At 67.8% G+C, this 23,309-nt stretch carries 26 protein-coding genes and 1 tRNA gene; 4 read left to right on the top strand and 23 right to left on the bottom strand.

Annotated features, from left to right (window positions below; genetic code table 11):
• Positions 1-382 precede the first annotated feature (382 nt).
• Both AU187_RS04800 and AU187_RS04805 read left to right on the top strand, forming a co-directional pair.
• Entirely contained in the window at positions 383-727 is a 345-nt protein-coding gene (locus AU187_RS04800; protein ID WP_059098629.1) for a hypothetical protein, read from the top strand.
• Positions 728-1,032: 305 nt separating this feature from the next.
• Positions 1,033-1,716 (top strand): sensor domain-containing protein, encoded by a 684-nt coding sequence (locus AU187_RS04805; RefSeq protein ID WP_059098630.1) that lies wholly within the window; start codon positions 1,033-1,035, stop codon positions 1,714-1,716.
• Between the two features lie 107 nt (positions 1,717-1,823).
• Here AU187_RS04805 and AU187_RS04810 read toward each other — a convergent pair whose 3' ends face one another.
• From AU187_RS04810 to AU187_RS04855, 11 genes are all read right to left on the bottom strand, one after another.
• Positions 1,824-2,138: a hypothetical protein gene (locus AU187_RS04810; protein WP_059098631.1), complete on the bottom strand. Its 315-nt coding sequence runs from the start codon at positions 2,136-2,138 to the stop codon at positions 1,824-1,826.
• Positions 2,139-2,259: 121 nt separating this feature from the next.
• Positions 2,260-2,391 carry a hypothetical protein gene (locus AU187_RS25870; RefSeq protein ID WP_286131862.1) on the bottom strand — a complete coding sequence of 44 codons (132 nt, stop codon included), beginning with the start codon at positions 2,389-2,391 and terminating at the stop codon, positions 2,260-2,262.
• Positions 2,392-2,549: 158 nt separating this feature from the next.
• Positions 2,550-2,623: transfer RNA gene (locus AU187_RS04815), tRNA-Pro, on the bottom strand.
• Between the two features lie 85 nt (positions 2,624-2,708).
• Positions 2,709-3,623 carry a sulfite exporter TauE/SafE family protein gene (locus AU187_RS04820; RefSeq protein ID WP_059098632.1) on the bottom strand — a complete coding sequence of 305 codons (915 nt, stop codon included), beginning with the start codon at positions 3,621-3,623 and terminating at the stop codon, positions 2,709-2,711.
• A 225-nt stretch (positions 3,624-3,848) separates the two neighbouring features.
• A complete protein-coding gene (locus AU187_RS04825; RefSeq protein WP_059098633.1) occupies positions 3,849-4,616 on the bottom strand; it encodes a sulfite exporter TauE/SafE family protein in 768 nt (255 codons plus the stop codon).
• 95 nt (positions 4,617-4,711) lie between these two features.
• Entirely contained in the window at positions 4,712-6,130 is a 1,419-nt protein-coding gene (gene der / locus AU187_RS04830) for a ribosome biogenesis GTPase Der (protein ID WP_059098634.1), read from the bottom strand.
• Positions 6,127-6,810, bottom strand: coding sequence for a (d)CMP kinase (gene cmk, locus AU187_RS04835; protein WP_059166301.1), 684 nt, complete (start codon positions 6,808-6,810; stop codon positions 6,127-6,129). Before cmk ends, der begins: the two co-directional genes overlap by 4 nt.
• Positions 6,807-7,550 carry a pseudouridine synthase gene (locus AU187_RS04840; protein WP_059098636.1) on the bottom strand — a complete coding sequence of 248 codons (744 nt, stop codon included), beginning with the start codon at positions 7,548-7,550 and terminating at the stop codon, positions 6,807-6,809. Before AU187_RS04840 ends, cmk begins: the two co-directional genes overlap by 4 nt.
• Positions 7,543-8,181, bottom strand: a complete 639-nt coding sequence (gene scpB / locus AU187_RS04845) for an SMC-Scp complex subunit ScpB (protein ID WP_059098669.1) — start codon at positions 8,179-8,181, stop codon at positions 7,543-7,545. The genes AU187_RS04840 and scpB overlap by 8 nt, the downstream gene beginning before the upstream one ends.
• A 100-nt stretch (positions 8,182-8,281) precedes the next feature.
• Positions 8,282-9,118 carry a segregation/condensation protein A gene (locus AU187_RS04850; RefSeq protein WP_156425435.1) on the bottom strand — a complete coding sequence of 279 codons (837 nt, stop codon included), beginning with the start codon at positions 9,116-9,118 and terminating at the stop codon, positions 8,282-8,284.
• An 8-nt stretch (positions 9,119-9,126) separates the two neighbouring features.
• Entirely contained in the window at positions 9,127-9,999 is an 873-nt protein-coding gene (locus AU187_RS04855; RefSeq protein WP_059098638.1) for a ParA family protein, read from the bottom strand.
• A 138-nt stretch (positions 10,000-10,137) separates the two neighbouring features.
• Here AU187_RS04855 and AU187_RS04860 point away from each other — a divergent pair, with 138 nt between their 5' ends.
• Positions 10,138-10,899: an O-methyltransferase gene (locus AU187_RS04860; protein ID WP_059098639.1), complete on the top strand. Its 762-nt coding sequence runs from the start codon at positions 10,138-10,140 to the stop codon at positions 10,897-10,899.
• A 51-nt stretch (positions 10,900-10,950) separates the two neighbouring features.
• Here AU187_RS04860 and xerD read toward each other — a convergent pair whose 3' ends face one another.
• From xerD to AU187_RS04890, 6 genes are all read right to left on the bottom strand, one after another.
• Positions 10,951-11,898, bottom strand: a complete 948-nt coding sequence (xerD, locus tag AU187_RS04865; protein ID WP_059098640.1) for a site-specific tyrosine recombinase XerD — start codon at positions 11,896-11,898, stop codon at positions 10,951-10,953.
• Positions 11,895-12,515: an NUDIX domain-containing protein gene (locus tag AU187_RS04870; protein WP_059098641.1), complete on the bottom strand. Its 621-nt coding sequence runs from the start codon at positions 12,513-12,515 to the stop codon at positions 11,895-11,897. Before AU187_RS04870 ends, xerD begins: the two co-directional genes overlap by 4 nt.
• Entirely contained in the window at positions 12,508-14,271 is a 1,764-nt protein-coding gene (gene pyrG, locus AU187_RS04875; protein ID WP_059098642.1) for a CTP synthase, read from the bottom strand. Before pyrG ends, AU187_RS04870 begins: the two co-directional genes overlap by 8 nt.
• 165 nt (positions 14,272-14,436) lie before the next feature.
• Positions 14,437-15,378 (bottom strand): copper transporter, encoded by a 942-nt coding sequence (locus AU187_RS04880; RefSeq protein ID WP_059098643.1) that lies wholly within the window; start codon positions 15,376-15,378, stop codon positions 14,437-14,439.
• A gap of 1 nt (position 15,379) precedes the next feature.
• Complete coding sequence (gene steA, locus AU187_RS04885) at positions 15,380-16,564, bottom strand: putative cytokinetic ring protein SteA (RefSeq protein ID WP_059098644.1); 1,185 nt, start codon at positions 16,562-16,564, stop codon at positions 15,380-15,382.
• A gap of 82 nt (positions 16,565-16,646) precedes the next feature.
• Entirely contained in the window at positions 16,647-17,027 is a 381-nt protein-coding gene (locus AU187_RS04890) for a VOC family protein (RefSeq protein ID WP_059098645.1), read from the bottom strand.
• A 31-nt stretch (positions 17,028-17,058) separates the two neighbouring features.
• Between AU187_RS04890 and AU187_RS04895 the strand changes: the two genes are divergently transcribed.
• Positions 17,059-17,634 carry a TetR/AcrR family transcriptional regulator gene (locus tag AU187_RS04895; protein WP_059098646.1) on the top strand — a complete coding sequence of 192 codons (576 nt, stop codon included), beginning with the start codon at positions 17,059-17,061 and terminating at the stop codon, positions 17,632-17,634.
• Here AU187_RS04895 and recN read toward each other — a convergent pair.
• The 6 genes from recN to AU187_RS04925 are packed head-to-tail and all read right to left on the bottom strand — an operon-like array spanning position 17,631 to position 23,138.
• The gene (gene recN, locus AU187_RS04900; protein WP_059098647.1) at positions 17,631-19,403 is read right to left on the bottom strand and encodes a DNA repair protein RecN; all 1,773 of its coding nucleotides are present in this window, start codon (positions 19,401-19,403) and stop codon (positions 17,631-17,633) included. The genes AU187_RS04895 and recN overlap by 4 nt on opposite strands.
• On the bottom strand, positions 19,403-20,326 hold the full coding sequence (locus AU187_RS04905) for an NAD kinase (RefSeq protein WP_059098648.1): 924 nt from the start codon (positions 20,324-20,326) through the stop codon (positions 19,403-19,405). Before AU187_RS04905 ends, recN begins: the two co-directional genes overlap by 1 nt.
• Positions 20,323-21,132, bottom strand: coding sequence for a TlyA family RNA methyltransferase (locus AU187_RS04910; protein WP_059098649.1), 810 nt, complete (start codon positions 21,130-21,132; stop codon positions 20,323-20,325). The genes AU187_RS04905 and AU187_RS04910 overlap by 4 nt, the downstream gene beginning before the upstream one ends.
• A 5-nt stretch (positions 21,133-21,137) precedes the next feature.
• The gene (locus AU187_RS04915; protein ID WP_059098670.1) at positions 21,138-21,323 is read right to left on the bottom strand and encodes a hypothetical protein; all 186 of its coding nucleotides are present in this window, start codon (positions 21,321-21,323) and stop codon (positions 21,138-21,140) included.
• 8 nt (positions 21,324-21,331) lie between these two features.
• The gene (locus AU187_RS04920; protein WP_059098650.1) at positions 21,332-22,354 is read right to left on the bottom strand and encodes an HAD-IIA family hydrolase; all 1,023 of its coding nucleotides are present in this window, start codon (positions 22,352-22,354) and stop codon (positions 21,332-21,334) included.
• Position 22,355: 1 nt separating this feature from the next.
• On the bottom strand, positions 22,356-23,138 hold the full coding sequence (locus tag AU187_RS04925) for a tetratricopeptide repeat protein (RefSeq protein WP_082683784.1): 783 nt from the start codon (positions 23,136-23,138) through the stop codon (positions 22,356-22,358).
• Positions 23,139-23,309 lie beyond the last annotated feature (171 nt).

A 23,309-nucleotide genomic window follows, 5' to 3' on the forward strand; every position in this document is an offset into this window, starting at 1 on the left:
AGTTCGGTGGGCCTGGCGAAACGAACGGACCGCCGGGTCCGCCCCGAGGGTCGTCCCCCGGGCACCAGGTGTAGGGGCCTGAGGGCGGCGCCGCCTCGGCGGTACCGATCCCGAGCCCGATGCCGGCCGCCCCCAAGGCACCGAACATCAGTGCAGTTGCTGCCGATCGCGCGGCTCGATTCATGGTGAAAACCTCTCGTCAGGATTGGTGGACGTTGCTGATGAGATCAGTAAACGCCGTGAGCGTGCCTACCGGTCCCAACTTTGACGCGCTGCCCGGAGGTGATCGATTCCCTTGCGCTACAGCAGTTCGCTCACAATTCGGCGAGAACGCAGTAGCGTAGGCGACAGATGTAAAAAGATCGCTCGGAGGGGGCAGCGAATGGCAGATCGGGAGGGCGGCCAGTGGAACGTCGCTGCGAAGGAGAACGAGGTTTATCTCGAGCGCGCCTCCAAAGATGGCGAGCGGTTGTTCGATGATTCGCTGGCCCCGCACGAAGCGCGCGAACTTGCCCGGCTGCTGACGAAATTCGCGGACAGACTCGACGAGTCCGGCGGTCGGGGCGAGTCCGGCGACCGCGACGAATCCAGCGACGACTCTGACGACTCCAGCGACGGCGATGACTCCGACGACGGCGACGACTCCGATGACTCCAGCGACGACGATGACTCCGACGACTCCGATGACTCCGAAGAGTCCGATGACAGCGGCCGATCGTCGGACTAGATTCCGTCTGCCACATCGCGATCACGCAGCTGCCGGCTGCGCGAGCGTTCCAGCTATGAACTGAATCCTGTTGGTGTGAAATGATTCTCGGGCATAGACGAATGGGTGAAACCCCGCCGCCGACGCGATCAGCAGCGACGGACGCACCGATCGTTATCGAACGTCGCACCCATCGTTATGAGAAACACCGCGAATTTCGCGCAGTCGTGAACGGCCTTGTTGCACGATTGGTCCGGAGGCACTGCGACGCAGGGGACGTCGTCACGCGATAAACAGTTGGACACGGCCGCCATGGGGAGGAACACATGCGCCAACCAACGACCGCTCTCAGTGTTGCGATCTGCATCCTGGTCGCCGGATGCGCAAACACCGTCGGCAATGCCCAGTCGCCGACGACCACCCGTTCGTTGATACCGCGTCCCATTGTCGAGCGTGAATTGGTCGAGCTGCTGCTCACCCCGGAGCAGGTGAACGCAGCGATGGGTGCGACGGAGATGACGGTGACCAGTACCCAGACCGCCATGTCCGACAACAGCGCCACCATGGCCCCTCCGGAGTGCCTGGCCATCGACGGCGCGGCTGAGGCCCCGGTCTACGCCAACAGCGGCTTCAGCGCCGAACGCGATCAGAGTTTCAACGACGGTAATGACTTCGCGCATTACCTCAAGCAGGCTGTCGTGCTGTATCCGCTGGTGGACAAAGCCCGCGCTTTCTTCGATGCGTCCGCCCAGAAGTGGCCGGCCTGCCGCGAGTACAGCCACCTTCAGAGCGGGACACAATGGTCCGTCGGGCCGATCACGAACGCCGATGACGTGCTCAGCACCATCGCAACTCTGCAGAACGCCGCTGCCCCTGGGTGGGGCTGCGGACACGCGCTGGCGCTCAGGAACAACGTCATCATCGACGTCAACACGTGCAGCGCAAACCCCGCTGATTCGGCGGTCAGGATTGCCAAGCAGATCGGCGAGAACGTAACGAAGCGGTGGTGAGAACGCCCGACTATGTTTTGACGTCGGCAGTCGGCAACCCGTGTACCGGAGACGACCAGGTTGCGTTTGTAGGCGATCTTGACGGAAAGACCCGCCGGGCATGCCCGTCAGACGATTCCGGACTCATGGAGGGTCGCGACGAGGTCGAGGATGTGCAGGAGCCCGAGGATCACAAGCACCGCGCCGGCGGCGATGAGCCACGTTCCGCCGGACGGTGGGGACGGTGAGCGATGTTCACCCGACGTCAGCCCGTCCGGATGCAGTAGGCGACGGTCATCATCACGGTTCCAACGAGTTCGCGCGAGGCGGCGGCTGACACCGACGACGAACAACGCCACACCCGCGGCGGCGAACACGGCTGCGCGGACAGCTGGGCCGATCCAGGGCGCGGCACCACCTTGGGCGAGCGTGTACTCGATCATCACTCCCCTCCTCAGCCAGTTCCGGCGCACATTTCGCCGTCGTGACGTTCTCGAGCAACGTGTGAACCGCCTGGCCTTGATCGCGACGTTCCCCTCGACGACCGCGCCGAGGCGAATCGGGTCACCACTCGTCGTCGTCGTTGTCCTCAAGCGGCGGACGCGGCTTGCGCATTACCCACACCGCCCAGATCGCCCCTCCGATCAGCGCTACGACCATCGCCAAGAAGGCCAGCTGCCCTGCCATGTAGGCCATATGAGTCTCTCTGGAGCTTGCGCAAGATCGCCGACACCCGGGCCGCACCGAGCCCATGCATGTTCGTCAATCACCGCACCAGACCGCACCCTGCGAAGACTTATGCGGACTAAACCGTACTTAAACAGAAAACCTCCTGTGACCAGGCGGTTTACTAGTCGGGCTGACAGGATTTGAACCTGCGACCCCTACACCCCCAGTGTAGTGCGCTACCAAACTGCGCCACAGCCCGCGACGCCGCCAGGATCGCCGGCGGCAGGGCGAAAGCCTACCGCAGCCCAATGCCGCGGTCCCAACCGCCGCATCCTGGCCGCGATCTAGGGGCCAACGCTGGCGGTGGTCGCCGCCTCGGCCCCCACCGGCACCGGTTGTGGTGCCCGCCGATACCGCCACGCCACGTAAAGCGCCGTGGCCCAAGCGATGACGATCAAGCTGTAAACGGCCGTCGACCACGGCCAGTGAATACCGAAGTAGTGCACCAGCTTCTGGCTGTTGGTCAGCACGATGACCCCGCCGACGGCCGTGCCCAGCAACGCCGGCCGGATCCGGCTGACCAGCCAGGCCGCGAACGGCGCCGCGATGACACCACCGACCGCGAGTCCGAGGACCACCGGCAGGTTCTCGACGAACTCCTCGCGCAGACCGATACCGAAACCCAGCGAGGCCGACGCCGCGACCAGGAATTCCGAGGCACTCACTGAACCGATCACCGTCCGCGGCGCGGTCTTGCCCCGCGACAGCAGCGTGCTCGTCGTCACCGGGCCCCACCCGCCGCCACCGGAGGCGTCGATGAACCCGCCGAACAACCCAAGCGGACTGAGGAACTTGGCCGAATGCGGCGTCTCACCGTGGCGCAGCACCGGGGGGTGACGCAGCGAGAAGCGCAGCAGCACGTAGATCCCGATCACCACCAGGATGCCCGCCATCAGCGGTGCCGCGTGCTCCGTCGACAGCGAGGACAGCACCGTCGCGCCGGCGAACGCGCCGATGGCACCAGGCCCGCCCAGCTTCAACACGATCGGCCAATCGATGTTCTTGAACCGCCAATGCGACAACCCGGAAGCCAACGTGGTGCCGACCTCGGCCAGGTGCACGGCGGCGCTGGCCTGGGCCGCGCCGAGACCGCTGAGTACCAGCAGCGTCGAAGCGGTGACGCCGAACGCCATGCCCAGGGCGCCGTCGACCAACTGGGCGCCGACCCCGACGAGCGTGAAGATGAGAAGCGAACGCATACGTTCGGCTGCTTTCGGAAGTGGTCACCGGGCTGAGGGCGACCAGACGGACAGTGGGCGCGGATCAGATGCGCGCGCGACACCACTCGTCGAAGGCGATGACCCGTCGCGAGGGCCAGAACGGCTCCAGCGCGCAGAGGGCAGACGGCGCGGTGCGGAATCGGCGTTCGGCCACCCGGCTCCCCTCTCTGGTCAAATGGTTCGGCGTAACCTTACCTAACTCGTCTAGACGGTCAGCAATCGATACAGCCCGATCATTCCCACGACCAAGATCACCGCCCGCAACGCGTTGGGGGAAAGTCGACGTCCGTAGTGCGCACCGAGGAAGCCGCCGATCAACGAACCTGCTGCGATCAGGCCCGCCGCCGGCCAGCTGACCCGGTCGAACGCGACCACCGTGTACGCCACCGCCGCCACCACGTTGACCACCAGTGACAGCAGGTTCTTGGCGGCGTTCATTCGCTGCATGTCCTCGGGCAGCAGTGCGCCCATCGCGGCGATGAGCATGATGCCCTGCGCCGCGGTGAAATAGCCGCCGTAGATCCCGATGGCGAACGTCGCGACGACGACCGCCGCCAACCGCGACCGCGAGACGTGTTCGGCGGATTGTCCGGCCGCTTCGGCTCGGCGTCGCGCATACCCCTGGACCCGCGGACCGACCACCACCAGAACCAGCGCCAGGACCAGCAGCACCGGCACCACCTGGGCGAACACCGTCTCCGGCAGGTGCAGCAGCAGCCACGCCCCCACCCCGGCACCCACGAACGATGCCGGGATCTGCCAGGCGAGGCGTTTCCACTGGCCCCGCAATTCGCGGCGGTAACCCCAGGTTCCCGACACCCCACCGGCCACCAGGCCGATGGCGTTCGACATGGTCGACGTGACCGGTGGATATCCCAGCGCGACCAGGGTCGGGAACGTGATCAACGTGCCGGAGCCCACGAGCGTGTTGATTGCGCCCGCTCCGAGGCCGGCCAACGCGATCACGACCATGTCGACGACGGGCACCAGAGGAACGCTAGTCGCCGCGATTTGTGGAGCGGCAGCGGCGCCTATCGCCGCTCAAACTCCACAAATCACCGTAAGAATCACCGTGAGCGAGACCCCCGCTTCTCCCGCACGCGGACGTTGACGCGGATCGGGCTGCCTTCGAAGCCGAACGTCTCGCGCAGCCGTCGCTCCAGGAACCGCCGGTACCCGGCCTCGAGGAACCCGGATGTGAACAGCACGAACGTCGGCGGTCGGGCGGTCGCCTGGGTGGCGAACAGGATTCGCGGCTGCTTGCCGCCGCGGACCGGCGGTGGGTGCGCCGCGACGACCTCCTTGAGGAACGTGTTCAGCCGCCCCGTCGGCACCCGGGTGTCCCACGACTCCAGGGACTTCTCCAGCGCGGGCACCAGTTTCTGCACCGCCCGCCCCGTCTTGGCCGAGATGTTGACCCGCGGCGCCCACTGCAGTTGTACGAGTTCGCGGTCGATCTCGCGGTCCAGTAGGTAGCGACGGTCCTCGTCGACGAGATCCCACTTGTTGAAGGCCAGCACCAGTGCCCGGCCCGCCTCGATCACCATCGACAACACCCGCTGGTCCTGCTCGGTCAGCGGCTGCGACGCGTCGATCAACACGATCGCCACCTCGGCGGCATCGATCGCGCCGTGCGTTCGCACCGACGCGTAGAACTCATGCCCGCTGGCTTGGCCGACCTTGCGGCGCAATCCCGCGGTGTCGACGAACCGCCAGAGCTTGCCTTCCATTTCGATCAGCGAGTCGACCGGATCGACCGTGGTGCCAGCGACGTCGTGGACTACCGACCGCTCGTCGCCGGCGAGCCGGTTCAGCAGCGAGCTCTTGCCCACATTCGGCTTGCCCACCAACGCAACTCGGCGCGGGCCACCCCCGCCTGCGGCCATCTCCGAGACCGCCGGCAGCGAGTCGACCACACTGTCGAGCAGGTCGGCCACCCCGCGGCCGTGCATCGCGCTGATCGGATGCGGCTCTCCGAGTCCCAACGACCACAGCGCAGCGGCGTCGGCCTCGCCCCGTTCACTGTCGACTTTGTTGGCCGCGAGGAACACCGGCTTACCCGAGCGTTGCAGCAGTTTGGCGGCCGCCTCGTCGGCGGTGGTCGCGCCGACCACCGCGTCGACCACAAAGATGATCGCGTCGGCGGTACGCATCGCAACCGACGCCTGCTCGGCCACCAACTGCTGCAGGCCTTTCGCGTCGGGCTCCCAGCCTCCGGTGTCCTGCAAGACGAAGCGTCGGCCCGACCACAGCGCGTCATAGGACACCCGATCCCGGGTAACCCCCGGCACGTCCTGCACGACGGCCTCGCGACGGCCCAGGATCCGGTTCACCAACGTCGACTTGCCGACGTTCGGCCGCCCGACGACGGCGACCACCGGCGGCGGTGCAGCAGCCTCTTCGATGGCTTCGGCGATGTCTTGTTCTGAATCCTGCGCCCAACGCTCCCAATCGGTTTCGTCGGACCAGGTGCCGTCCTCACTCATCGCTGCGCTCCCGCTCGCTCCAACACGAGCCGCTTCAAGTGCTCGATCACCTCAGGTTGCGTCATCGTGCTGGTGTCGACCACCACCGCATCGTCGGCGGGTCGCAGCGGTGACACCGCCCGCGTCGAATCCAGATGGTCCCGCCGCTTGACGTCGGCCAGCACCGCCTCGTAGTCGTCGGCCAGGCCGGCCACTTTGTTCTGCTCGTTGCGCCGCCGCGCGCGCTCTTCTGCCGACGCGGTCAGGAAAATCTTGACGTCCGCATCCGGCAGCACCACCGTGCCGATGTCGCGGCCCTCGACCACCACGCTGCCCTCACCTGCGGCCAGCGCACGCTGCACATCGACAAGCCGGGTGCGCACCGCGGGCACCGCGGAAACCGCCGAGACGGCCTTCGTCACCGCGTCGCCGCGGATCTCCGTCGAAACGTCTTCTCCGTCAAGGTAAGAACAGTCCTCATCGGGGTCGTACCCGACAGCCAGCTCGGCGGCCGCGGCGGTCGCGGCGACCGCATCAGCGTCCACCACGTCGACGCCCGCGCGCAGCACCGCCAGCGTGACGATCCGGTACATCGCGCCGGTGTCGAGGAAACGCGCGTGCAACGCACGCGCCAATCCCCGTGACACCGTTGACTTTCCGGTTCCGGCCGGCCCGTCGACGGCGACCACCAGATCCGTCACAGGCCGACCGCCTTGTACAACTCGCCGAGCTCCTTTTGCGTCAGTACCCGGATGCTGCCCGGCCGCTGATCGCCCAACGCGACCGTGCCGATCTCGGTCCGCACCAGCTCCTGCACCGGATAGCCGACCGCCGCGAGCATCCGTCGCACGATCCGCTTGCGACCCTCGTGCAAGGTCACCCGGACCAGCGTCTTGCCGGGAACCTTGTCGACCACCGCGAAATCGTCGACGCGGGCGGGACCGTCGTCGAGTTCGACACCGTTTCGCAGCTCGCGGCCCAACCCGCGCGGCACCGTGCCCAGCACGGTGGCCAGGTACGTCTTGGGCACCTCGAACGACGGGTGCATCAGCCGGTGAGCCAGCTCGCCGTCGTTGGTCAGCAACATCAACCCCTCGGTGTCGGCATCGAGCCGGCCGACGTGAAACAGCTTCTTGTTTCCCCGGACCCGGTGCTCGACCAGATCGCCGATGCACGGCCTGCCCCGGTCGTCGGACATCGTCGAATGCATGCCCTTGGGTTTGTTGATCGCCAGGTGCACCAGCGTGTCGTCGAGCGTCACCCGCGCCCCGTCGACCCGGATCACCGACACCGCCGGATCGACGCGGGTGCCCAGCTCGGTGACGACGCGGTCGTCGACCTCGACGCGGCCGTCCCTGATCATCTTCTCGGCCACCCGGCGCGACGCTATTCCGGCCTGCGACAACACTTTCTGCAGCCGCACGCCGTCGGATTCAGCCATTCGTATCGGTGTCCACATCGAAGGACAGCGGCTGCTCGGGCGCCGGGGCACCGCTGAGTTTGACGAAACGCGGGTCCTCGTCGAGGGTTTCACTGAGGTCGTCGATCACGTCGACGTCGGGCAACAGCGGTGCGATGTCGGGCAGATCGGCCAGCGACGACAGCCCCAGCCGCTCGAGGAACAACTCGGTCGTCGCGAACGTCACTGCGCCGGAGTCGGGATCGGTGCCCGCCTCGGTGATCAGGCCGCGCGCCATCAGCGTGCGCATCACCGCGTCGACGTTGACGCCCCGCACCGCGCTCACCCGGGCGCGGGTCACCGGCTGCCGATAGGCGACCACGGCCAGCGTCTCCAGCGCCGCCCGGGTCAGCTTGGAGCGGGCCCCGTCGAGCAGCAGTCGCTCCACGTACGGCGCGTAGCGCGACCGCGTGTACATGCGCCAGCCACCGCCTGCCTCGCGCAGGTCGATGCCACTGCCGCGGTCGGCGAACTCCTGCGCCATCGCGGACAGCTTGGCCGCCACCCGGTACGGCGGCTGCTCGACCACCGAGGCGAGTTGCTCGACGGTCGCCGGGGTGTCGACCACCAGCAGCAGCGCCTCGAGCACCGCGCCCAGTTCCGAGTCCTCCATCTCGGGCGGCTCGGCGACGTCGATGCCCAGGCCGGAATCGGTCACGATGCCCTCGTGGTCGAGGTCCGTCGTGGCCTCGTGGAGGTTGTCGGGGTCTTCCCTATCCATACTGTTCTTCTTCCACCGCCAGATGCTGGTGCGTCGGCCGCTCACCGGTCCACGAAATCTGCAGCACACCAAGCGGTTCAGGTTGTTCGAATGCTACCGCCCGGGCGCGGTAGAGCTCGAGCAGCGCCAGAAACCGCCCGACGATCTCGATCGGCGCCTCACAGTCGGCCACCAGATCCCGGAAGGACGCCCACCGGCCGATCCCGCGGCTCTCCAGCAGTGCCATTAGGTTACCGATCTGCTCTGGCACCGACACCGCCGCGTGATGCAGATGGTCGGTGCTCACTGTCGGCACCGGCCTGGGCGTGAACGCGGTCGCGGCAATCTGCGCGAAGGCCTGTGCGTCGACGCCGATCATCACCTCAGGCAACAGTTCGGAGTAGCGGTCATCCAACGCGACTGAGCGCGGATAGCTGCGCAGCGCCGCGGCCTCCAACTCGGCGAACATCTCCGCCACGTGCTTGAAGGCGCGGTATTGCAGCAGCCGGGCGAACAGCAGGTCGCGCACCTCGAGCAGGGCGAGGTCCTCTTCGTCGTGCACCTCGCCGGCGGGCAGCAGCCGGGCGGCTTTCAAATCGAGCAGCGTCGCCGCGATCACCAGGAACGCGGTCGTCTCGTCGAGTTCCAACTGGGGGCCGATGGCCTTGGTATAGGCGATGAAGTCGTCGGTCACCCGGTGCAACGCCACCTCGGTGACGTCGAGGCGGTGCGCGAAGATCAACTGCAGCAGCAGGTCGAACGGACCCTCGAAATTGCTGAGCCGAACCTGGAATCCGGACGGCGAAGACTCGACGGAATCCGGGTTTGCCGCTGGTCCGGTCTCCGTCACCGGGTCATTCACGCGCCGAACCGGTCGATGACCTCGCGAGCCAACGATCGATACCCCTGCGCCCCAGCGGATTTCGGTGCCCAGGTGGTGATCGGTTCACCGGCGACGCTGGTCTCGGGGAAGCGTACGGTGCGGGTGATGACGGTATCGAACACCAAGTCGCCGAAGCGCTCCACAACTCGGGCCATCACTTCCCGGGAGTTTACGGTGCGCGGGTCGTAGCGGGTGATCAGGATGCCGCTGATGGACAGCTTCGGGTTCAGCCTGTCGTGCACCTTGTCGACGGTGTCGGTGAGCAGCGCCAGCCCGCGCAGCGAGAAGAACTCGCACTCGGTCGGGATGATCACACCGTCGCTGCACGCCAGGCCGTTCACGGTGAGCAGCCCCAGCGAGGGCTGGCAATCGATCAGCACGTAGTCGTAGCGGTCCAGCACCGGGTACAGCGCGCGGGCCAGCGACTGCTCGCGGCCGACCTCGTTGACCAACTGGATCTCCGCTGCCGACAGGTCGATGTTGCTCGGCACCAGATCCAAGTTCTTGACCCGGGTCTTGATCAGCACGTCGTCGATCGACACCCGCGGTTCGACCAGCAGGTTGTGCACCGTGTGCTCGAGTTCGTAGTGCGGCACCCCCAGCCCCGCCGACAGCGCGCCCTGCGGGTCGAGGTCCACCAGCAGCACCCGGCGGCCGTACTCGGCGAGGCTGGCGCCCAGGTTGATCGTCGACGTGGTCTTGCCGACCCCGCCCTTCTGGTTGCACATCGCGATGACCTTGGCCGGACCATGGGCGGTCTTCGGCTGCGGTTCGGGAATGTCCCGCGGGGGACGGCCGGTCAAGCTGGGTGTTTCGGGCGTGCCGCCCTGCGTTCCGTCGTCGCTCATGCCCGACCGTCGCTGGTCAGGCAATTCAGAGACATGGCGGACATCCGGGCAAGTTTAACGGGAGGAACGTGCCAGGTCAGCCAGACCCGCGGGCAACTTCGGAGCCGATCGGGCCGCCTCGCGGCTTAAGGTGACGCCATGGGTCTCAAGCAACGCATGCCGCTGCTGCGGTGGTCGGTCCTGCGGATGGCAGTGGGCGCCCGCAACATCCTCACCAGCGGCCAGATCGGCGACGGCCGGGAAGCGGCAGCTCGCGACTATGTGCTGGCCAACGCGAGGCAGGGCGACATCGACGACGTCATCGCCAAGATCGACCAGTACGCCTACGAGAAGTCGTTCCTGATCAACGTCGGCGACGAGAAAGGCGCGATCCTCGACGCTGCGGTCCGGCGCGCGGACCCGCGCCTGGTGCTCGAGCTCGGTACCTACTGCGGATACGGCGCGCTACGGCTGGCCCGGGCGGCGCCCTCGGCGCGGGTCTTCTCGGTCGAACTTGCCGAAGCCAACGCCGAGATCGCCCGCGGCATCTGGGCCCACGCCGGGGTAGCCGACCGCATCACCTGCGTGGTCGGCACCATCGGCGACGGCGGCCGCACCCTCGACGCGCTGGCCGCCGAGCACGGCTTCGGTCCGGGCAAGCTCGACGTGCTGTTCCTCGACCACGACAAGGACGCCTACCTCCCCGACCTGCAGAGCATGCTCGACCGGGACTGGCTGCACCGCGGCTCGATCGTGGTGGCCGACAACGTGAAGATCCCGGGGGCGCCGAAGTATCGGGAGTACATGCGCCGGCAGCAGGGCAAGCTGTTCGACACCGTCGAGCACAAGACGCACGCCGAGTACCAGACGCTGCTGGCCGATCTGGTGCTCGAGTCGGTTTTCCGAGGCGAGCAGACGTAAATTGCCCCGAAATACGCCATTTTCGAGGCAGTTTGCGTCTGCTCCCGCTGACTACCGCGCCCGGGGGTGGGCGCCGGCCCAGACCTCGCGCAGCGCGTTGACCGTCACCATGGTGTAGATCTGCGTGGTCGTGACCGACGCATGGCCGAGCAGCTCCTGCACGACGCGGACGTCGGCGCCGCCGTCGAGCAAATGCGTCGCGAAGGAGTGGCGCAACACGTGCGGCGACACTGCGGCGCTGATGCCGGCCCGCTCGGCGGCGTCCTGCAAGACCTGCCACGCGCTCTGCCGTGACAGCCGTCCGCCCCTGGCGTTGAGAAAGATCGCGGGCGTACCCCGGCCACGGCGCGCCAGATCGGGACGCCCCCGCACGAAAAAGGCATCCAGCGCGGTGACGGCGGGTCTGCCGACCGGGACCAGCCGATGTTTGCCGCCCTTGCCGCGCAGCAGCACCGACCGCGCGTGGGTGTCGACGTCGTCGATGTCGAGTCCGACCGCCTCGGAGATCCTGGCCCCCGTCGAGTACAGCAGTTCCAGCAGCGCCCGGTTGCGCAGCGTCAGCGGGTTGTCGGCCTCGCTGTCACCGCCCGCACCCTCGAGCAGCGCCAGCACCTCGTCGACAGTCAGGCTCTTGGGCAGCCGCCTGCTCGGCGTCGGAGGTTTGACCGCCGACGCGACGTTGAGATCGGTGAGCCCTTCAGCGGCCGCGAAGCGGTGTAGTCCCCGCACCGCGATCAGCGCGCGCGCCGCCGAAACCGCCGACAGCGGTGCGGTGCCAGCCCCGGCGTCGCCGCGCCGCAGCGCGACCAGGAACTCGCTGACATCGGTCTCGGCGACATTGGTCAGGTCGTCGATACCGCGCGCGGTCAGGTGTTCGGTGTAGCGGCGCAGGTCGCGACGGTAGGAACTCAACGTGTTTGCGGCCACGCCGCGTTCGATGGTCAGGTGGTCAAGGTAACCCTGCACCTGACCGTCGAGCGCGGTCGCAAAGGTGGTCACGGATGCCCTTTCCGGCGGCCGAACGCCGTCGGCCGATCGGGCCACGGCGCGTCGACGGGCCGCAGCGCCGCCCGATCATTGATGGCGTGCGCGGCCAAAAGACCGCCCACCGCAAGCGAATTGACTATCTCCCCGGCCAGCACCATGCGGACCGCGTCATCGAGCGGATACCACCGCACCGTCAGATCCGCTTCCTCATCTCGGCCGTCGGGGCGCCCGACGTCGGTGAGGCCGGTGGCCAGATACACCCGCACACTTTCGTCGCTGAAGCCCGGCGCGGAAATCAGGTCGACGAGCACGCACCAGTCGGTGGCCGACAGACCGGCCTCTTCCTCGAGTTCCCGCGCGGCGGTGAGGTGGGGCGGTTCACCGCCGAGGTCGAGCAGGCCGGCGGGCAGTTCCCACAACCGCCGCCCCAGCGGGTGCCGGTACTGGTGGACCAGCGCGATGTTGCGGTCGTCGTCCATCGCGAGAACGGCGACGGCGCCGTAGTGTTCGACCACCTCACGGCGGGCGGTGTGGCCGCCGGGCATGCGGACCTCGTCCGCGCGCAACGCGAAGATGTTTCCGACGTACAGGGTTTCGGAGGAGACGGTCTCGAAGTCGTGGTCAGCCACGGGTCGCGGGCTCTTGCAGCAGGGCCCCGACTTCGTCGGCATGTTCGACGCCGTTGGGCCGCTTCCCGGAGATGTCCATGCCGGGAAGTCGCTCCTCCGCCTTGTAGTCGAGCGCTGCCCCCACGAACGCGACGAACAACGGATGCGGTCGGGTGGGTCTGCTTTTCAGTTCGGGGTGCGCCTGGGTGCCGACGATGAACGGATGCACATCGGCCGAGTACTCCACGAACTCGACGAGGTGACCGTCCGGCGACGTACCGGAGAACCGCAGGCCGCTCTCGGCGATGCGGTCGCGGTATTGATTGTTCACCTCGTAGCGGTGACGATGCCGTTCGGACACCTCGGTAGCGTCGTATGCCCGCGCCACGATCGAATCCGGCTGCAGCACAGCGGGATACGCACCGAGACGCATGGTGCCGCCGAGATCCGCGTCGCCTGCGACGGCGTCGCGTTGATCAGCCATGGTGGAGATCACCGGGTCGGGGGTCGCCGGGTCGAACTCTGCGGAGTTGGCCTCGCTGATACCGACCGAGCGGGCCGCCTCGATCACGATGCACTGCAATCCCAAGCACAGTCCCAGCACCGGCAGGCCGCGCTTACGGGCGTACTGGATCGCGCCGATCTTGCCTTCGATGCCCCGGATGCCGAAGCCGCCGGGGATCAGCACACCGTGCACGTCGGCGAGGGCGGCGGCCGCATCGCCGTCGATCTCGCAGTCGTCGGAGGCGACCCAGCGCATCTCGACCTTGGCCCGGTGCTTGAATCCGCCCGCACGCAACGCCTCGGCCACCGACAGGTAGGCATCCGACAAGTCGATGTACTTGCCCACCAACGCGATTCGCACGGTTTCATGCGGTTCGTGCACCCGCTGGAGAAGATCGTTCCACTGGGTCCAATCGACGTCGCGGAACGGCAGGTTCAGCCGGCGCACCACGTACGCGTCGAGTTCCTCGCGGTGCAGCACCTTGGGGATGTCATAGATCGACGGCGCGTCGGGGGTTGAGATGACGCCGTCGACGTCGACGTCACACATCAGCGCGATCTTGTTCTTCAGCGGTTCGGGTACATCACGGTCGCAGCGCAGGATCAACGCGTCCGGCGTGATACCGATGCTGCGCAGCGCCGCCACCGAATGTTGCGTCGGCTTGGTCTTCAGTTCGCCCGACGGCGCCATGTACGGCACCAGCGAGCAGTGCAGAAAAAAACAGTTCTCCCGCCCGACCTCGTGACGAACCTGCCGCGCGGCCTCCAGGAACGGCAGCGATTCGATGTCGCCGACCGTGCCGCCGATCTCGGTGATCACGATGTCGGGCCGTCGACCACTCTCGTCGGGCGCCGCCATCGCGAGGATGCGGGCCTTGATCTCGTCGGTGATGTGCGGGATCACCTGCACGGTGTCGCCGAGGTATTCGCCACGGCGTTCTTTGGCGATGACCGACGAATACACCTGTCCGGTCGTGACGTTCGCCGACCCGGACAGATTGCGGTCGAGGAAACGTTCGTAGTGCCCGACATCCAGATCGGTCTCGGCGCCGTCCTCGGTGACGAACACCTCGCCGTGCTGGAACGGGTTCATGGTGCCGGGATCGACGTTGAGGTAGGGGTCGAGCTTTTGCATCGTCACCTGCAAGCCACGCGCGGTCAACAGCTGCCCGAGACTCGAAGCGGTCAGCCCCTTGCCGAGTGAGGAAACGACGCCGCCCGTGACGAAGAGGTGCTTGGTGGCCGTTTGCGGGTGCTTGCGTAGCGGCTTCACTTGACCGGGCAAGAGCAACCTCCGTGACGACGGGCAGGGCTTACATTTCTGGGCTGATTCCCAGTTTGGGGCCTGCCGACCCACGGAACCCCACCCTAACACCGACACCGACAAGCCGTCGCTGGCGCGCCGTGCGCGCGGAGGGAGCGTCGCAGAGACGCGACATCATTGCGGGACGGTGACCGATGTCGACCCCGGGCCGATGCCGTACTGGCCGGGTCGGCCGCCGTTGACCAGGTCGGCCAGCGCCAGCACCGCGGTGATGCGGCCGGACGCACTGTCGACGTCATCGACGGTGCTCACTGCGGAGCTCAACGCGGAGTCCGAGCGGGCCACGGCGACCGCCGCGGTGCCCGCCGCCGAGCCGTCGCGACCCACCAGCACCGTGCCCGATCCGTGCGGCGCCAGCCCACCGGCGAATCGGGCGACGGTGGCGCCCCGGTTACCGGCGTCGTCGCCCAGTGCCCCGCCGGTCACGACGAGCGCCGTGTTCGCCGCGCCGACTTGCTGGTCGCCGTAGGTGATGAAGCCGGTATCGCGCAGGCTCGCGAGCACTGTGGCGCGCTGGGTGTCGTCGACGGCCGCCACCTTCGGGTCTCGGTTGATCAGCAGCGCGATGCCCAGCAGGTCGCCGGCCTGCGAACCCTGGTCCACCGACGCGGTGCTCAACTGCCTTCCGGCCGGCACGATCGGCGAGTTGACCACCGACAACAGCTTCTCGGCGGCGTTGGCGTCGACGAACTGCTGGGTCAGCGCCACGGTGCCGGTGACGGTCCCTCCCGCCTGGCCGACGAGCCGCGTCACCGCGTCGATGTCGTTGTCGGCGGCATCGGGGGTACGGAACAACACGACCGACTTGTCGACCAGTGCCTCGCGCACGATGCGCGGGGACATCATCGCATCGAATTCATCAGCGGCGCTGAGCTTTTCGTTGAGCCTGTTCTTCTCCTCGGTGAGCGTGTTGATCTGCTCCTGCAGTCCCCGCTTGTCGTCGCGCAGACCCGACAGCACGGTGTTCGACAGCAAGCCGGACCCCAGCGCAACGCCGATTGCAAGGGCGAGAAACACCGCCGCGAGCGAAATCGCGTGTGTGCGTAGCGAAATCATCCTAGGTGACCCAGCCCTGGACCCATAGCGAGAAGCGGTTCCAGTAATCGACGATCCAGTCCAGCAGCGCAGCGTCGACGCGCGCCACCCACAGTGCGACGATCACCGCGACCAGCATGGCGAGCACCAGCATTGCGATCGCGCCGCCTGACACCCGACTGCGGTACAGCGTGGCAACGGCTTTGGCGTCGACGAGTTTCTCGCCCACCTTCAAACGCGTCAGAAAAGTCGACGGATTGCTCTGCTGGCGGGCGCGGTCGAAAAACTCCTCGATGCTGGCGGTGTGGCCGGCGGTGACGATCAGCGACGCGCCGTGATGGTCGCACAGCAGCAACGCCAGGTCGGCCGCCGAGCCCGCCGCGGGGAACGTCATCGCTCCGACACCGAGGTCCTGGATCCGCTCCAACCCGGCGGCGTGCCCGTCGGCGTCGGCGGGAAGCACCACCTGCGCCCCGCACCGCAGCACCTCTGCACTCATCTTGTCCGGGTCGCCGACGATGAGTTCCGGGCGATAGCCGGCCTTGCGCACCACGTCGGCGCCGGTGCCGACGCCGACTAGCACGGGTTGGTACTCCTTGATGAAGGGTTTGAGTGCCTTGAGGTCGACGGCGGCGTCGACGTCCTCGGCGACGATCACCACGTGACGCCGGTTGAGGTCGACGTCGACGTCGGGAATTCCGATGCCGTCGATCAGCAGCGGGCTCTCACTGCGAATGAACTCGATGGTGTTGCCTGCGAACGCCTCGAGGTGCGCCACCAGGCCGCTCTTGGCCTCGTGCATCAACTCATGGATCTCGTGATCGGTCCGCTCGGCCCCCGCCACCAGGCGACGATCGCCGCTGTACACGCCGCCTTCGTGCAACCGCACCCGCGCGCCGTCCTTGACCTTCTTAAAGACCTCCTGCCCGGTGTCGTCGATCAGCGTGATGCCGTTGGCCACCAGCACCTCGGGTCCCAGATTCGGGTACCGCCCTGAGATCGACGGGGAGGCGTTGACCACCCCGGTGACACCCGCTTCGACCAGCGCGTCCGCGGTGATCCGGTCCAGATCCAGCGCGTCGATCACGACGATGTCGCCCGGCGTGACGCGTCGCAGCAGCCGGTCGATGTCGCGGTCGACGCGGGCCGTGCCGGTGATGCCCGGCCGTGAGCTGGCATTGCGAGATAGCAGCGCTGACATCTTCATGCGCCGATTTTGTCGAGATCAGCGCCCTATCTGTCGGAGGCGCGCCGTATCATCTGTCCCTTTTGTCACATCAGTAACAGCGTCACGAGTAGGCCTCGAAGAGCTCGACGAGGTTGCCCGACGGGTCTCGCACCAGCGCCTGGCGGCCTCCTCGCCCGGTGATGACCTCACCGCGCAGCTCGACGCCGGCATCGCGCAGGGAAGCGACGGTGTCGTCAAGATGGTTGACCGGCAGCTGAATCCGGTTCCAGCCGCCGGGTGCCGGTTGGCTGCCGTCTTCGAGGGTCTGACCCGCACCCCCTCCGCCGCCCGGGGAGTTCAGCAGTAGCCGCAACGCCCCGCGGCGCAGCATGGCGAATCCCGGGCCTGGCCGCATGCCGACCTCGAACTGGAACTGCGATGTGTAGAAGTCCACTGCAGCATCGACATCGTCGACGATGTAGCGAACGCTTACGTTAGACATCAGTGCACCTCCTGAGCGTTATGATACATCTATGTCCCAGAAAAGTCACCGGGATCCGCGGGCTGAGCACTCCCGCCGCGTGATCTGTCGCGCCGCCCTCGACGAGTTCGCCGACGCTGGATACGCGGGCTTTCGAATGGAGTCGGTCGCGGCCCGCGCCGGGGTCGGCCGCAGCACGCTCTACCGCCATTGGCCCGACAAAGCCGCCCTGATCGCCGATGCGCTCGACACGCTCAACGTGCAACCCAACCCGGGAGGCGATGAGCCGGCGGCGACGGCGCGGCGGCGCGTCGAGGTACTGCTGCGCCACCTTGCCGCCGCGTTGACCGACTCGGCAGTGTCGGCCTGCGTTCCCGCCCTCGTCCATGCCGCCCAAAGCGAGCCCGCGGTGCGGGACTTCTTCTATGAGTACTCGGCACACCGCCGTCAGCGCTTGACCGATACGGTTGCCGTCGGTGTGGCGGGCGGCGAATTCCCGGGCCGTGTCGATCCGGAGGCAGCGGCGACGGCGTTGTCGGGTGCCCTGTTCTACCGGCGACTGGCGACATCCGATGTGGCGGATGACGACTTCGTCAGCCGCCTGGTCGACACGGTGCTGGGGCGTTAACCGGCCTCGGCACGGTCCGTCTGCGCGGCCTCGAGCAGCTCTCGCGCATGGGCACGGCCGCTGTCCGACTCCCCCAGGCCGGCCAGCATTCGCGCCAACTCAGCGACTCGGTCCTCCTCGTTGAGGCGGCGCACCTCGCTGGCGTGGTTCTTGCCGCCATTCCTCCCGCCACTGTCGACCACGAGGTGGACGTCGGCGTAGGCGGCGACCTGGGGCAGGTGGGTGACGACGATGACCTGGTGGGTGCGGGCCAGCCGGGCCAGCCGGCGGCCGATCTGCACCGCCGCGCGGCCGCCGACCCCAGCGTCGACCTCGTCGAACACCATCGTGGTGCCCTCGGCGGAGGAGGCCAGCACCACTTCGAGGGCCAACATCACCCGGGAGAGCTCACCGCCCGACGCGCTCTTGTTCAGGGGCAACACGTCGGTGCCGCGGTGCGCCGCGAATCCGAACTCGACGTTGTCGACGCCGTCGCGGCCTGCGTGCACGATGTCCCCGGACGGCAGGGTCATCGGCGCGGAGTCGTCGGCCTTGGCTGACAGCGCGCTCACCGTCACCGTGAAGTCGGCGTCGGCCATCGCCAAGCCCGCCAGTTCGGCCGTCACCGCCTTCGCCAAACCCTTCGCCGCTTTCGTTCTGGCCCTGGTCAGTTCGGCCGCCGACGAGACGACCTTGCTGCGCAGCTCCTCGACGCGGGCGTCCAGTGCGGCCAGCGCCTCCTCCGAGACGTCGAGTTGTGCCAGCCGATCTCGCGACTCATTGGCCCAGTCGAGCACGCCATCGATGTCGGCGGCATATTTCCGGGTGAGCGTGCGCAGCTCGGCCTGGCGGGCCAGCTTGGCCTCCAAGGCGCTGGCGTCGATGGGCAGTCCGGACAGAAAGGTGCTCAACTCGCTACTGACGCTGGCGATCACGGCCAGCGCCTCGGAGAGTTGTTCGGCGAGCGCCGTCAGCGCGGTGTCGCCGGTCGCCTCCAACGCCGACTTCGCCTGTGCGGCACCATGAGTCGCCGAGATGATGTCGGGTGACGGGTCGTCCGGCCCGGCTAGTGCCGCTCGTGCGACATGGGCCGCCTCACGCAGCGCGTCGAGTTCGGAGAGCCGCCGAATGTCGTCGACGAGTGCGGCATCCTCGCCGGGTTGCGGTGCGACCGCGTCGATTTCATTGAGCCCGAACTTGAGCCGGTCGGCCTCCTGCGCCAACTCCCGTGCCCGCTGTCTGCGGTCGAGGAGATCTCGACGCGCGGCCAGCCAGTCGTCGCGCGCCCTGCGGTACCGCTTCAGCGGCGTATCGACGTCGGCGAACCGGTCCAGCGCCGCGCGCTGTTCGTCGGGCCGCATCAGTCGCAGCTGATCGTTCTGCCCGTGCAGCGTGAGCAGTTCGGTGGTGAAGCTGCTCAGCGACTTCGCCGGCACGCTGCGTCCGCCGAGGTAGGCGCGCGACGGGCCGTCGCGGCTGACCGAGCGGGCGGCGATCACGCTGCCGTCGTCGTCGCGTTCAGCACCCGAGGAGTCGAGGATCTCGTCGACCAGTGACTGGATGCCATCACCGAGTTCTGTTGTCGTGAAACGACCTTCGACAACCGCGCGGTTGGCGCCGGACCGCACCCGGGTGGCGTCGGCGCGCGCGCCGCCCAGTAGATGCAGGCCGGTGACCACCATCGTCTTGCCCGTGCCGGTCTCGCCGGTCAACACCGTCAGACCGCGGTCGAACTCGGCGGTCGCCGTGCTGATCGCACCCAGTGACTCGATACGGATCTCGGAAAGCACTACTGTCCGCGCCACCCCGTGACCGGCAACCGGAACTTGCGCACAAGGCGGTCAGTGAACGGCGCGCTGTCGAGCCGAACCCACTTCACCGGGGTTCCGCACCGGGTGACCTCGACCCGCCCCCCGGCGGGCACGACCATCTCGCGGCGGCCGTCGCAGAACACCAACGCGGCATGGCCCCTCGCCTCGACCTCGATGGCGATGGCTGCGTCGGGGCTGGTGACCATCGGCCGGGCGAACAGCGCGTGGGCGTTGTTGGGCACCACCAGGATCGCCTCGAGATCGGGCCACACAATCGGGCCGCCCGCCGAGAACGCCCAGGCCGTCGATCCGGTCGGTGTCGCCACCAGCACACCGTCGCAGCCGAACGACGACACCGGCCGGCCGTCGACCTCGAGGACGGCTCCCAAGACGCCCAGCCGGGGTCCCTTTTCGAGGCTGGCCTCGTTGAGCGCCCACCCCCGGTCGACGATCTTGCCCTCCACGCGCACCACGACATCGAGCGTCATGCGCTCCTCGACGCGGTAGTCGCGGTTGACGACGTGGTCGAGCACTGTGTCGATGGAGTCGGCCTCTGCCTCTGCCAGAAAGCCGATGCGCCCGAGATTGACTCCCAGCACCGGGATTTCGACGTTACGGGCCAGCTCCGCGGCGCGCAGGAACGTGCCGTCACCGCCGAGGACGAGGACGAGTTCGCAGCCTTCGGCGGCACGTTCCTCGGCGTCGACCACTTCGATCCCCGGCCCGAGCGCGCGCTTGTCGTCGGGCGACAGGTGAACCGGGCCGCGGTCGACGGCTTCCGCTGACAGTACTTTGAGCCCGATCCCGTTGTCGCCGAGCACCTTCTGCACTCGCCGGGCCACGTCGCTGGCTTCGTCGCGACCGGTGTGCACCACCATCAGGATGGTGCGCTCAACGTTCATTGCGGACCCTCCGCGACCGCGGTGCGCACGGCGCGCAGAAGCTCCTGCCCTTGGAGCCCGCCGTCGGCGCCGTAACGCAGGTGCAAGAAGTATTCGACGTTGCCGGACGGGCCGGGCAGCGGGCTCGCTTTCACTGCGACCGTGTGCCAGCGCAGTTCGGCGGCGCGGCCCGCCACCGCGAGCACGGCGTCCGCGCGCAGGTCCGGATCGGAGACGACGCCTCCCGCTCCGACGCGCTCCTTACCGACCTCGAACTGCGGTTTCACCATGGGAACGATATCGGCGTCGGGTGATGCGCACGACGTCAGCGCCGGCAGCACTGTGGACAGCGAGATAAAGGACAGGTCGGCGACCACCAGGTCGACGGGCCCGCCGATCGCGTCGGCGCCCAATTCGCGCACGTTCGTGCGTTCCATCACCGTCACCCGGGGATCGGTGCGCAGCATCCAGGCCAGCTGACCATAGCCCACGTCGGCGGCGATCACCTGGCGCGCGCCGCGGTCGAGCAGCACCTCGGTGAAACCTCCGGTCGATGCGCCGGCGTCCAGGCAGCGGCGGCCATCGACCACTACGTCGAAGGCGGCCAGCGCGCCCATCAGCTTGTACGCACCGCGTGACACCCAGGCGCGTTCGTCAGCGCCCTCCACGGTGAGGCTGGCCGTGACCGCGACCGCGGTCGCGGGTTTGGCGGCCGGCATGCCGTCGATGCTCACCCGTCCCGCACCGATCAGTTCGGCTGCCTGCTGGCGGGACCGGGCCAGGCCACGTCGCACCAGCTCGGCGTCGACTCGCGCGCGCCGCGTCACGGCGGTCAGCCTTTCTCGACCGACTCGAGCGCCTGCACGAGCATGTCGTGCGCCTCTTCCAGCCGTGCCGCGAGGACCTCGATGTCGGTGTCGGCCAGGTCCGCAAAACCCGAGCCTTCTTGCGCGGGGTCGGGCAGGTCGGCCAGCAACTCCACGATCCGTGCGCGGATCTGTTCGGGATCGGTACTCATGTCGGGTTTCACGCTAGTCGATTCGGCTCGGCAAGCAGGGACCAGCGCCGCAGGGCCTGCTGTGCGGCGTCGTCACCGGCGGCCACGGTCACCGAGCGGCCGTCGAGGCGGGCCTTCCACACCGCGTCGGCGGTGGCGCGCACCACCGACAGTGGGTCGGCGGTTTCGCGGCCGGTGAAGTACACCGTCGCCGCAGACGTGTCGATGTCGATGCGCCAGGCCGGGTGCGGCCCGATGCGCAGCGTGTCCGCCGGCGCATCGAGCGACCGTAGATCGGCGGCGACATAGGTCGGCCGCTGCGATGCCTCCGCTCGGACGAGGTCGCCGGCGGTGCTGACACCGGTGAGCACCAGCAGGCTGAGCAGTCCGGCCGCGTTGGCACCGGCGATGTCGGTGTCGAGGCGGTCGCCCACCACGAGCGGCGTGTGAAATGTGCCGCGGGCCAACGCGTCGGTGAGCAGGGTGGGCTGGGGCTTACCGGCCACCTGCGGGTCGCGATCGGTGGCCGCGCGGAGGGCCGCGACCATGGCGCCGTTGCCGGGCAGCAGGCCCCGCTCGGACGGCAGGGTCAGGTCGGCGTTGGCCGCCACCCACAGCGCGCCGGCCCGGATCGCCAAGGATGCTTCGGCCAGGTCGGGCCAACCGGTCATCGGTGAGTGGCCTTGAACGACGGCGACCGGTCCATCCGACCACTGCCGAACGGGCTTGAGGCCGACGCGGCTGATCTCGGCGGCCAACGCGTCGGTGCCGACGACGAGAACGATTGCGCCGGGCGGCAATTGGCCGGCCAGAAGTTTCGCGGCACTTTGTGCGCTGGTGACGACGTCCTCGGGCGTGGCGGCGAAACCCAGCGCGTGCAGGTGCTGGGCGACTTCGGCCGGTTCCCGCGACGCGTTGTTGGTGACGTAGAGAGTGCGCGCGGTGACGGTGGCCAGTGTCTCGACCGCGCCCACGGTGGCCTCGTGACCGCGGAACACGGTGCCGTCGAGATCCATTAGGAGGCAGTCATGTTCGCGCGCGAGAGTGCTCACGTCAGGACAGCTCCGTGATGCGCTCTTCGGCATCGGTGACGCCGTCGACATCGGCGGCGGCAGCCTTGATGAACCACTGCAGCGCATCCTCGTTGCGCCCCAAGGCGAGAAGGGTTTCGGCGTAGACGTAGAACAGGCGGGCCGCGGTTTGTCCGGTGCGCGCCGGATCCAGTTGCGGTGTCGAAAGGAGCGCCAAAGCTTGCTCGTGCTGGCCGAGATCCGACCGGGCGCCGGCCACGACGATCCGCAACTCGTCGGCATCGTCACCGGTGAGTTGTGCGGCCTCAGGACTGCGGGCCAGTTCGATCGCCCGCTCCGGGCGTCCGACGCCGCGTTCGCAGTCGGCGATCATTGCCAGCAGTGAAGACCTGCTGCCCATACGCCGTGCGGCACGAAGTTCGGCGAGTGCTTGGGCCCAGTCGCCGCAGTGGTAGGCGGCGATTCCGACGGCTTCGCGCACTGCGGGGATGCGGGCGGCACGGGACCGGGCGGCGCGGGCATGCTCGAGCGCCGCCTGCGGGTCCTCGTCGATGAGCTGGCCGACGGCCACCAGGTGGCGGGCCACGAAGTCGGCGGTGGGACGGTCCAAGGTGGTGAGCTCGCCGCGGACATCGGGTGCCAGTTGTCTGGCTTCGATGCCTTCGGGTATCGGCGGGCCCGCGGGCTGACGCGACTCGCCGTCGGGTCTGGGCTGCGACCGCCGTGCCCGATTCGGGCCCGAACTGCGCGGGGCCGAACGTTGCGGACGGCGCCCATTGTCGCCGCCTCTCCTGTCCTCAGCCACGTATGCCTTTCTACCCGATGGACGATACCGCGAGAATACGTATTCGATTGTCGTGAAATAGAATTACCCCCCACGCAATCGTGGGGGGTAATCCTAATTTGTGTTCGGCGGTGTCCTACTTTTCCGCCCGGGTTGGGCAGTATCATTGGCGCTGGCAGGCTTAGCTTCCGG

This window comes from Mycobacterium sp. IS-1556 (assembly GCF_001499985.1).
In the GTDB taxonomy this organism is placed as follows: Bacteria; Actinomycetota; Actinomycetes; order Mycobacteriales; family Mycobacteriaceae; genus Mycobacterium.

Coding starts and splice junctions, on each gene's coding strand:
- AU187_RS04800 (WP_059098629.1), top strand. CDS start 383: ATGGCAGATCGGGAGGGCGGCCAGTGGAACGTCGCTGCGAAGGAGAAC.
- AU187_RS04805 (WP_059098630.1), top strand. CDS start 1,033: ATGCGCCAACCAACGACCGCTCTCAGTGTTGCGATCTGCATCCTGGTC.
- AU187_RS04810 (WP_059098631.1), bottom strand. CDS start 2,138: ATGATCGAGTACACGCTCGCCCAAGGTGGTGCCGCGCCCTGGATCGGC.
- AU187_RS25870 (WP_286131862.1), bottom strand. CDS start 2,391: ATGGCCTACATGGCAGGGCAGCTGGCCTTCTTGGCGATGGTCGTAGCG.
- AU187_RS04820 (WP_059098632.1), bottom strand. CDS start 3,623: ATGCGTTCGCTTCTCATCTTCACGCTCGTCGGGGTCGGCGCCCAGTTG.
- AU187_RS04825 (WP_059098633.1), bottom strand. CDS start 4,616: ATGGTCGTGATCGCGTTGGCCGGCCTCGGAGCGGGCGCAATCAACACG.
- der (WP_059098634.1), bottom strand. CDS start 6,130: ATGAGTGAGGACGGCACCTGGTCCGACGAAACCGATTGGGAGCGTTGG.
- AU187_RS04840 (WP_059098636.1), bottom strand. CDS start 7,550: ATGGCTGAATCCGACGGCGTGCGGCTGCAGAAAGTGTTGTCGCAGGCC.
- scpB (WP_059098669.1), bottom strand. CDS start 8,181: ATGGAGGACTCGGAACTGGGCGCGGTGCTCGAGGCGCTGCTGCTGGTG.
- AU187_RS04855 (WP_059098638.1), bottom strand. CDS start 9,999: ATGAGCGACGACGGAACGCAGGGCGGCACGCCCGAAACACCCAGCTTG.
- AU187_RS04860 (WP_059098639.1), top strand. CDS start 10,138: ATGGGTCTCAAGCAACGCATGCCGCTGCTGCGGTGGTCGGTCCTGCGG.
- AU187_RS04880 (WP_059098643.1), bottom strand. CDS start 15,378: ATGATTTCGCTACGCACACACGCGATTTCGCTCGCGGCGGTGTTTCTC.
- steA (WP_059098644.1), bottom strand. CDS start 16,564: ATGAAGATGTCAGCGCTGCTATCTCGCAATGCCAGCTCACGGCCGGGC.
- AU187_RS04890 (WP_059098645.1), bottom strand. CDS start 17,027: ATGTCTAACGTAAGCGTTCGCTACATCGTCGACGATGTCGATGCTGCA.
- AU187_RS04895 (WP_059098646.1), top strand. CDS start 17,059: ATGTCCCAGAAAAGTCACCGGGATCCGCGGGCTGAGCACTCCCGCCGC.
- AU187_RS04905 (WP_059098648.1), bottom strand. CDS start 20,326: ATGAACGTTGAGCGCACCATCCTGATGGTGGTGCACACCGGTCGCGAC.
- AU187_RS04915 (WP_059098670.1), bottom strand. CDS start 21,323: ATGAGTACCGATCCCGAACAGATCCGCGCACGGATCGTGGAGTTGCTG.